Raw genomic sequence first — 9,317 nt, 5'->3', positions numbered from 1 at the left:
GCGACTCCACCTCCCCGGAGTCGCGGCGCTTCTGTTCGATTGGGAAAGCGCTTACCACAACGAAACAGATCCACTCATTGACCGGTTCAGAACTTGTCGGGGTGCGGCTGCTCCGAGTAACGTCTCGCAATCAGAGCGCATACATCCGATGTCTATGGCTCTGGGAGGCGGCAATGGCGCGGCGTCGATTGGGCAGAATTCCGACTGTTCTGGTGGTGGTCCTTGTCATCGCCGCCTCTCTCCTCACTACCGCGAGCGCGGAGCTGGAGCATCCGCGACAGCAGTTCCTCCGCGACTCGCAGGCTGGTCTCTTCATCCACTGGGGGCTGCGCACCTCGCCGGCCCACACCAGTTGCTCCGCCTGGGAGAACGACGTCACCAGTGGCGGCTGGAACGCCCAGTACTGGGTCGACGAGGCCAAGAAGCTGCACGCGCGGTACATCGTGCTGGCCGCGTTCCACAGCCGGCTCGGCTACGCACGCCCCTGGCCGTCGGCGATCCCCGGCAGCTGCCACACCAAGCGGGACTTCCTCGGCGAGCTGATCAACGCCACGAACGCGGCCGGCATGCGCACCATCCTCTACATGACCGACGATCCCCAGTGGTGGAACGAGGGGCTCCCGTCGGGGCAGAGCTGGCTCGACTCCGACGCGTACTCCAACTACAAGGGCCACGACGTCGACCTGCACACCCGCGACGGCTTCGGTGAGTTCGGCTACGACAACTTCGTCGAGGTCATGCAGCGGTACCCGAACCTGTCCGGGTTCTGGATCGACAACGACAACGCCTACTGGGAGGACCACGGGCTCTACGAGCGGATCCGGCAGGACCGTCCCAACTGGACACTCAGCAACAACAACGAGGACACGCCGATCATGGACATGATCAGCAACGAGCAGAAGACCGGCATGTCCCCGTCCTACGACTACCCGCAGGCCGTCTACACGGCCGCGCCCCGGCTGATCGAGGCCGACTACAAGCTCCCGTCCAGTGGCGCGTGGTGGTACGACGGCTCCAACTCGTCGGTGGACTACCGGCTCACGCTCGGCCGCTTCATCACCAACGCCGGCTCGTCCATCAAGTCCCTGATGGCCGAGACCGCACAGGTGAACGGCCGCTTCCCCAGCAACCAGGAGGCGTTCAACAACTTCGCGAACACCTACCTCGACGCGATCTGGGGCTCGATCAACGGCACCGAGGGCGGCGGCTACTCCTACGGCGGCCTCCAGCCGGGCTTCTGGAACGACGGCGCGCACGGCGTGACGACGGTCAGCAGGACGAACCCCGACCTGCACTTCGTCCACGTCGTGACGAAACCGTCGGGGAGCACGCTGCGCCTGCGGGACAACGGGTACCGGGTGACCGGCGTGACCAACTTCCGCACCGGGGCCCCCGTCTCCTTCAGCCAGGCCAACGGGTACCTGACGCTCACCGGAGTGTCCACCTGGGACCAGTACGACACCGTCTTCCGGGTGACAACGAACGGGCGGCAGGGCATCTACCCGGCGGCGACGATGAGTGCGAGCGCGTCGGCCAGCGGACACCCGGCCTCGGCCGCGGCGGACGGTGACTACCGGACCTACTGGGACAGCGACAAGACCACCCCCGTGTCGCTCCGGTTCGACCTCGGCTCGACCAAGCCCGTGCGGTACATCGGCATCAACCAACGGGAGGACTCGGTCGCCTACGCCCGCTCGGACACCGAGCAGTCCGCGCGGATCAAGGAGTACCGCGTCTATGTGAGCGCCAACGGCACCGACTGGGGCAGCCCGGTGACCTCCGGCACCCTGCCCAGCCACCGCGGTGTCGCGTTCGTCGACCTGCCCGCCGGCACGACGGCCCGGCACGTGCGGCTGGAGGTCGTGAGCACGTACGCCGCGTCCAGCGACTCGACCCGGTACAAGCGCCTGCGCGTGGACGAGGCCTGGATCGGCGGCGAGTACGCGGGCAGCGGCGGCGGCACCGGACCCGTCGGCGTCGAGGCGGAGTCCGGGGCACTGTCCGGGAAGGCCGTCACCGCGGCCTGTGCCGGCTGCTCCGGCGGCGCCAAGGTGCGGTTCATCGGCAACGGCTCGGCCAACTACGTCACCGTCACCGTGCAGTCGACGGCCGGCGCCCACCAGCTCACCCTCGACTACACCGTGGACGGCACCCGCTCGTTCTACATGAGCGTGAACAACGGCGCGGCCACGGAGGTCCCCGTGTCCGGCACGGGTTGGGACACCCCGGCGAGCCACGCGGTCACCGTCACGCTCGCCGCGGGCGCCAACACCATCAGGTTCTTCAACGACGGGGCCAACGCGCCCGACCTGGACAGGATCACCCTCAACTGATCACAACGGAAACCCTGCGAGGAGCGATGATGCTCAGACGTCTGATCGGTGTCGCGTCGGCGCTGGCGCTGGCCACCGGCGGGCTCCTGGTCGCGCCCGGCGCGGCCGGCGCGGCCACGTACAACGTCCGCGACTACGGTGCGACGGGCAACGGCTCGAGCAACGACACGCCGGCCATCCAGCGCGCTATCGACGCCGCGGCCGGCGCCGGCGGCGGGACCGTGCAGTTCCCGTCCGGCACCTACCAGTCGCGCAACACGATCCACATGCGCAGCCACATCACCCTGCGGCTGGACTCCGGGGCGACCGTCCGGGGCGCGAGCAACGACGACTACGACTCACCGGAGAGCAACCCCAACGACGAGTACCAGGACTACGGCCACAGCCACTTCCACAACGCGATGATCTACGGTGACCGGCTCACCGACATCGGGTTCGTCGGCGCCGGCGTGATCGACGGCGGCGGCAACCTGATCACCGGCAACCCGAAAGACGGCGAGGCCGACAAGATCATCTCGCTGACCCGCTGCGACGGCCTGCGGGTGGGCGACGGCCTGACGCTGCGCCGCGGCGGTCACTTCGCGATGCTCATCAACGGCTGCACCAACGTGACCTCCGACCGGCTGCGCATCGACACGGCCAGCGACCGGGACGGCTGGAACGTCATCAGCACCACGAACGTCCGCATCACCAACGCGAACATCGCGGCCAACGACGACGCGCTCGTGTTCAAGAGCGACTACGCCCTGGGCGCCAAGCTGTCCAACGGGAACGTCGTCGTCACCGACTCCCACCTGTCCGCGCGGTGCTGCAACGCCCTGATGTTCGGCTCGGAGACGTGCGGCGACTTCACCGGCTACGACTTCCAACGCATCACCATCGACGGCGCCGACAAGTCCGGCCTCGGCATCGTGTCGATGGACGGCTCGGTGATCTCCGACGTGCACTACCGGGACATCACCATGACCAACGTGCGCGCGGCGATCACGCAGAAGATCGGCACGCGACGGCGCTGCGGCAACAGTCCAGGGGTGGGCCGGATCCACGACATCACCTACGACAACATCACGTCCTCCGGGCAGGCCGACAACAACTTCACGGCCACGCTGTGGGGCGAGTCCGGCTCGAACAGGATCAGCGACGTCACCTTCAACAACGTCAACCTGAACGTGCCCGGCGGGAACGGCGCGGTGTCGACGGGCGTGCCGAGCAACGACCCGAGCGACTACAACCCGAAGAGCATCGGCACGCGGCCGTCCTACGGCTGGTACATCCGCAACGCCGACAACATCCGCTTCACCGGTGGCTCGGTCCACTTCGAGGCCACCGACGCCCGACCGGCGGTGATCGCCAACAACAGCACCGGCGTGGTGTTCGACCCGTTCGTCGCGGAGCGCGGCTCCGCGTCGACGGACATGCTGTTCCAGACCGTCACCGGCTACTGCGTGCGCAACGGCACCAACACGACCGGCGGCGCGCTGCGCGTGAGCCAGACTGGCTCGACGGAGTCGTGCGGCACCCAACCGCCGCCGACCGGCCGGTTCGAGGCGGAGGCCGGGCTGTGCCAGGGCACGATCGACGCCAACCACGCCGGGTTCTCCGGCACCGGCTTCTGCAACACCACGAACGCCGTCGGCAGCGCCGAGGAGTGGACGGTGCCCCGCGCCGCCGCCGGCACCGCCACCCTGGTGTTCGGCTTCGCCAACGGGACGGCGGACGCCCGGCCGATGGACGTGACGGTCAACGGAACGTCGGTGGGCACGCTCACATTCGACGGCACCGGGGCGTGGACGACGTGGCGGACCGCGTCGGTCCAGGTGCCCATGGTCGCCGGCGACAACACGGTGCGGCTGACGTCCGGCACAGCGGGCGGCGGTCCGAACGTGGACTACGTCGACGTGGCGTGAGACCTCGCCGACCGGGGCTCCGCGCTGGCGGAGCCCGGGCAGGGAGCGCCGTGGTGCGGGTGGCGCCGCACCACGGCGGCCCCGGCCGCTGACCTCCCCGCACGCCGGCCACGAGGGCCCGACTGGAGCGCTGCCATGCGAAGAATCGCCTCACTCCTCACAGTATTCGTCACCATCGCGGCCGGCGCGGTCGCGATGGTGACGAGCCCAACGCCGGCGCTGGCAATCGAGAACGGGTTGGCCCGCACGCCGCCGATGGGCTTCAACAACTGGAACTTCACCCACTGCACCGGCACCTTCAACGAGGCCACGATCAAGGCCGTGACCGACGCGTTCGTCGCGAAAGGACTCCGCGACGCGGGTTACACCTACGTCAACCTCGACGACTGCTGGGCGCTGCCGCAACGGGACTCGCAGGGCGACCTGGTCCCGGACCCGGTCCGCTTCCCCAGCGGCATCAGGGCGCTCGCCGACTACGTGCACGCACGCGGCATGAAGTTCGGCATCTACACCAGCGCCGGCACCAAGACGTGCAACACCGCCGGCTTCCCCGGCGGCCTCGGCCACGAGCGGCAGGACGCCACCCTGTTCGCGAGCTGGGGCGTCGACTACCTCAAGTACGACAACTGCAACAACCAGGGCGTCGACGCGGTCCAGCGCTACACGGCCATGCGGGACGCGCTCGCGGCGACCGGCCGGCCCATCGTGTTCAGCATCTGCGAGTGGGGCCAGAGCACGCCGAAGGTCTGGACCTGGGGCGCCGGCACGGGCAACCTGTGGCGCACCACCGGGGACATCAGCGACAACTGGTCGAGCATGATCTCCCGCGTCCACACCAACGACGACCTCGCCCAGTACGCGGGACCCGGGCACTGGAACGACCCCGACATGCTCGAGGTCGGCAACGGCGGCATGACCGACACCGAGTACCGCACGCACTTCAGCCTGTGGGCCATGCTGTCCGCGCCGCTGCTCGTCGGCAGCGACGTCCGCACCGCGTCCACGGCGACGTTGGCCATCCTCGGCAACACCGACCTGATCGCCGTCGACCAGGACCCGCTCGGCCAGCAGGCCAGGATCGTCTCGTCCAGCGGCGGCCTGGTCACCTACCGCAAGCCGCTGTCCAACGGGGACCTCGCCGTCGCGCTGCTCAACGAGACCGGCTCGACCGCGACCGTCAGCACCACGACGGCCGCGATCGGCGCGTCGGGCGGTGCGTCGCTGAAGGACCTGTGGAGCAAGCAGGTGCGCACGACCACCGGCACGATCAGCGCCTCGGTGCCGTCCCACGGCACGGTCGTCTACCGGGTCACCCCGACCGGCGCCGGCGCCCCGCCGGCCGGCACGAGCCAGCTCTCCGACCGCACCATGCTGTCCGCCACCAACGGCTGGGGGCCGGTCGAGGTGGACCACAGCGTGAACAGCCAGACGGCCGGCGACGGGCGCACGCTCACCATCGGCGGCACGACGTTCGCCAAGGGCCTCGGCGCGCACGCGCCCAGCAGCGTCACCTACCACCTCGGCGGGCGGTGTAGTGCGTTCACAGCAGACGTCGGCGTGGACGACGAGGTCACGGCCGGCCGCGTGGTGTTCCAGGTGTGGCTGGACGGGGTGAAGGTCGCGGACAGCGGCTACGTCACCGGCAGCCAGGGCACGCGGCACCTGACCGCCGACCTCACCGGCGCGACCACGCTGCTGCTGGCCGTGACCGACGGCGGCGACGGCATCAACTCCGACCACGCCGACTGGGCGAACCCGCGGATCACGTGCGCGGGTGCGGCGGCGGCACCCGCCAGCCCGCCGGCCGCACCGCGGTGAGGCCGGCCCTCGATGTGATCGCCAACAGTCAGGGAGGAGCAGAACCATGAGACGTCGAGGTCGACCGCTGACCGTGCTGGTCGCGGTCGCGTTGCTGCCGGTCGGGGTGGCCGCCGCGGAACCGGCCGCGGCATCGGCCGCGGCAGCCACCAGGTACGAGGCGGAGAGCGCGACCGTCTCGCAGGGTGTCGTGGAGTCCAACCACGCGGGCTTCAGCGGCACGGGTTTCGTGAACGTGGACAACGTCGTGGGCAGCTACGTCGAGTTCACCGTCGAGGCGCCCACCGCCGGCAACGGCACGCTGGCCATCCGGTTCGCCAACGGCACCACGACCGACCGCCCGATGGACATCGAGGTGAACGGCGCACCGGTCATCGCGGCGCAGTCGTTCCCGGGCACCGGCGCCTGGACCACCTGGGAGACGGTCACGATCGCGACGCCGCTGAAGGCAGGCGCCAACACGGTCCGCGCCACGTCCACCACCGCGAACGGGGGCCCCAACCTGGACGCGGTCGACGTCGCCGTCGCCGCCACCACGGACTACCAGGCGGAGAACGCGACCATCTCGCAGGGTGTCGTGGAGTCCAACCACGACGGCTACACCGGTTCCGGCTTCGTCAACATGGACAACGTCGTGGGCAGCTACGTCGAGTTCACCGTGGACGCGGGAACCGCCGGGCCGGCGAGCCTCACCCTCCGGTACGCCAACGGCACCACCGCCGACCGCCCGATGGACGTCGCGGTCAACGGCACCGTCGTCGCCGCGGGCCGCTCGTTCGCGGGTACCGGCGCGTGGACGACGTGGGACGAGAGCACGGTCAACACCACCCTGGCGGCCGGCGCCAACACGGTTCGCTTCACCTCGACGAGCGCCAACGGCGGGCCCAACCTCGACGTGCTGCGGGTGGGGCCGCCGGCCGACACCCAGCACCCCACGCCGCCGGGCCAACCGGTCTGCGGCGACATCAGCTACGACTCGCTGACCCTGAGCTGGCCCGCGTCGACCGACGACGTCGGCGTGGTCGCCTACGACATCTACTTCCTGGGCCAGAAGGTCGCCGAGGCCCCGCGGTCGCCGTTCCGCGTGACCGGCCTGCAACCCCACTTCGAGTACCGGTTCTCGGTGTTCGGCCGGGACGCCGCCGGCAACGAGTCCGAGTCCAGCCCGGAGGTCGTCTGCACGACGACCGCCGACCCCGGCGACCCCACCCCGCCGTCGGCGCCGGGCAAGCCCACGGTGTCGGCCGTCGGCCAGACGGGCGCGACCGTCAGCTGGGCCGCGTCGACCGACAACCGCGGCGTGGTCCGCTACGACATCGCGACCGACGGCGCGGTGCTCGACTCGGTGACCGGCACCCCGCCCGCGACGACCAGGGCCGTGACGGGCCTGGCGTGCGGCACGTCCTACACCGTGCACGTCGTGGCGAAGGACGCGGCGGGCAACACGTCGCCGTCGAGCCAGTCCACCACGTTCACCACGTCCGCGTGCAGTGGTGGGAACAACCCGGGCACCCCGGCCCAGGTGTCCAGCGGCTGGTCCATCCCGTGGGACCTCTCGTGGGCGCCGGACGGCACGTTCGGGCTGGTCACCGAGCGCGACACGTTCACCGTCTACAAGATCAACAAGAACGGCACCGGCAAGACGCGGGTCGGCACCGTGCCGAACAGCGAGACCACCGACGGCGAGGGCGGCCTGATGGGCGTCGCGTTCTCCCCGACGTGGAACGGCACCAGCGACCAGGAGGTGTTCTTCATGCACACCTCCAGCGAGGGCAACCGGATCGCGAAGATGAACTTCAACGGTTCGACGCTGTCCGGCTACACCGCGATCGTCACCGGTATCCGGAAGAGCCGCTACCACAACGGCGGCCGCATCCGGTTCGGGCCGGACGGGTTCCTGTACGCCACGGCCGGCGACTCCCAGCAGAGCGATCTCGCGCAGGACAGGGACTCGCTCAACGGCAAGATCCTGCGGGTCACCAAGACCGGCGCACCCGCGCCGGGGAACCCGTTCGGCACCAGGGTGTACAGCTACGGGCACCGCAACCCGCAGGGCCTCGCGTGGGACTCGGCCGGCCGGTTGTGGTCCTCGGAGCTGGGCAACTCGGCACAGGACGAGCTGAACCTGATCCAGCCGGGCCGCAACTACGGCTGGCCGACGTGCGAGGGCTCGTGCGACGTGTCGGGGATGACCAACCCGAAGCACACGTGGACGGTGTCGCAGGCGTCGCCCAGCGGCCTGGCGTACGCCAACGGCGCGTTGTTCATGTGCGCGCTGCGGGGCGAGCGGCTGTGGCGGATCGTGCTGAACGGCGAGGACGTGGGCACGGTCAGCTCGCACTACGCCGGCACGTACGGCCGGCTGCGGGCGGTCGTGAAGGTTCCCGGTGAGAACGCGATCTGGTTCGGCACCACCAACGCGGACAACAACGGCGACGGAGGCGCCGGGTCGGACGGGTTCTACCGGGTGAACCTGGGCTGAGAATCCACACTGGACCTCGGGGGCGCCGCGTCGCCCGCCGCGTCGCCCCCGAGCCACCTCGCCCCACGCCGCGTTGGGGGATAGTCACTTGTCTTGAGAAGACTTGGTGGATGTCTTTCCGGATGGTTTCTCCGGTGCCGGCCCGATCGGGAACCGCCCCGGGGGGACCGCCGAGAGGCAGGCGGCCGGCCCAGCGGTGACAATGGGGCGGTGATCGATCCGGGTGACGAGTTGCTGGTGATGTCGTTCAACCTGCGGCGCGGCTCGGAGGACGCGTGGCCGCGGCGGCGGCCGGTGATGGCGGAGCTGCTGAGGCGTGCGCAGCCGACGGTGCTCGGCACACAGGAGGGGTTGTACGAGCAGCTCCGCGACATCCACCGTGATCTGCCGGACCACTACGACTGGCTGGGTGTCGGCCGCGCGGGCGGCAGTCGCGACGAGTTCGCGGCCGTCTTCTTCGACACCCGGCGGGTGGAACCGGTGGCGTTCGACCACTTCTGGCTCTCCGACACGCCGTCGGTGATCGGCTCGCGGACGTGGGGCAACGACGTGATCCGGATGGCCACCTGGGTGCGGTTCGCGGATCTGCGCACCGGCAGGGAGTTCGTCGTCCTCAACACCCACTTCGACCACCGGTCGGAGAACGCCCGGCGGCGCGGTGCGGCGCTGGTCCGCGACCGCGTCAACGAGTTCGAGGTGCCGGTCGTGGTGACGGGGGACTTCAACGCCCCGACCGGGTCGGTGACCTACGACATCCTGGTGAGCGGGGCCGGGCTC

5 protein-coding genes are annotated in these 9,317 nt (G+C 69.8%); all 5 read left to right on the top strand.

The window, feature by feature from the left end; translation table 11 throughout:
* The first annotated feature begins 215 nt into the window (after nucleotides 1–215).
* On the top strand, nucleotides 216–2,333 hold the full coding sequence (locus ACJ73U_RS21340; RefSeq protein ID WP_407779434.1) for a discoidin domain-containing protein: 2,118 nt from the start codon (nucleotides 216–218) through the stop codon (nucleotides 2,331–2,333).
* Between the two features lie 29 nt (nucleotides 2,334–2,362).
* Nucleotides 2,363–4,240 (top strand): glycosyl hydrolase family 28 protein, encoded by a 1,878-nt coding sequence (locus ACJ73U_RS21335; RefSeq protein ID WP_407779433.1) that lies wholly within the window; start codon nucleotides 2,363–2,365, stop codon nucleotides 4,238–4,240.
* 135 nt (nucleotides 4,241–4,375) lie between these two features.
* Nucleotides 4,376–6,058: an NPCBM/NEW2 domain-containing protein gene (locus ACJ73U_RS21330; protein ID WP_407779432.1), complete on the top strand. Its 1,683-nt coding sequence runs from the start codon at nucleotides 4,376–4,378 to the stop codon at nucleotides 6,056–6,058.
* 46 nt (nucleotides 6,059–6,104) lie between these two features.
* Nucleotides 6,105–8,540: a PQQ-dependent sugar dehydrogenase gene (locus ACJ73U_RS21325; RefSeq protein WP_407779431.1), complete on the top strand. Its 2,436-nt coding sequence runs from the start codon at nucleotides 6,105–6,107 to the stop codon at nucleotides 8,538–8,540.
* Nucleotides 8,541–8,750: 210 nt separating this feature from the next.
* Nucleotides 8,751–9,317, top strand: a 567-nt coding sequence (locus ACJ73U_RS21320) for an endonuclease/exonuclease/phosphatase family protein (protein ID WP_407779430.1), incomplete at its 3' end; no start/stop codon positions are given.

Origin of the sequence: Actinophytocola sp., from assembly GCF_045807065.1 — a bacterium.
Taxonomy (GTDB): domain Bacteria; phylum Actinomycetota; class Actinomycetes; order Mycobacteriales; family Pseudonocardiaceae; genus Actinophytocola.
This window is presented reverse-complemented; position numbering and strand designations above follow the sequence as displayed.

Coding starts and splice junctions, on each gene's coding strand:
- ACJ73U_RS21335 (WP_407779433.1), top strand. CDS start 2,363: ATGCTCAGACGTCTGATCGGTGTCGCGTCGGCGCTGGCGCTGGCCACC.
- ACJ73U_RS21325 (WP_407779431.1), top strand. CDS start 6,105: ATGAGACGTCGAGGTCGACCGCTGACCGTGCTGGTCGCGGTCGCGTTG.
- ACJ73U_RS21330 (WP_407779432.1), top strand. CDS start 4,376: ATGCGAAGAATCGCCTCACTCCTCACAGTATTCGTCACCATCGCGGCC.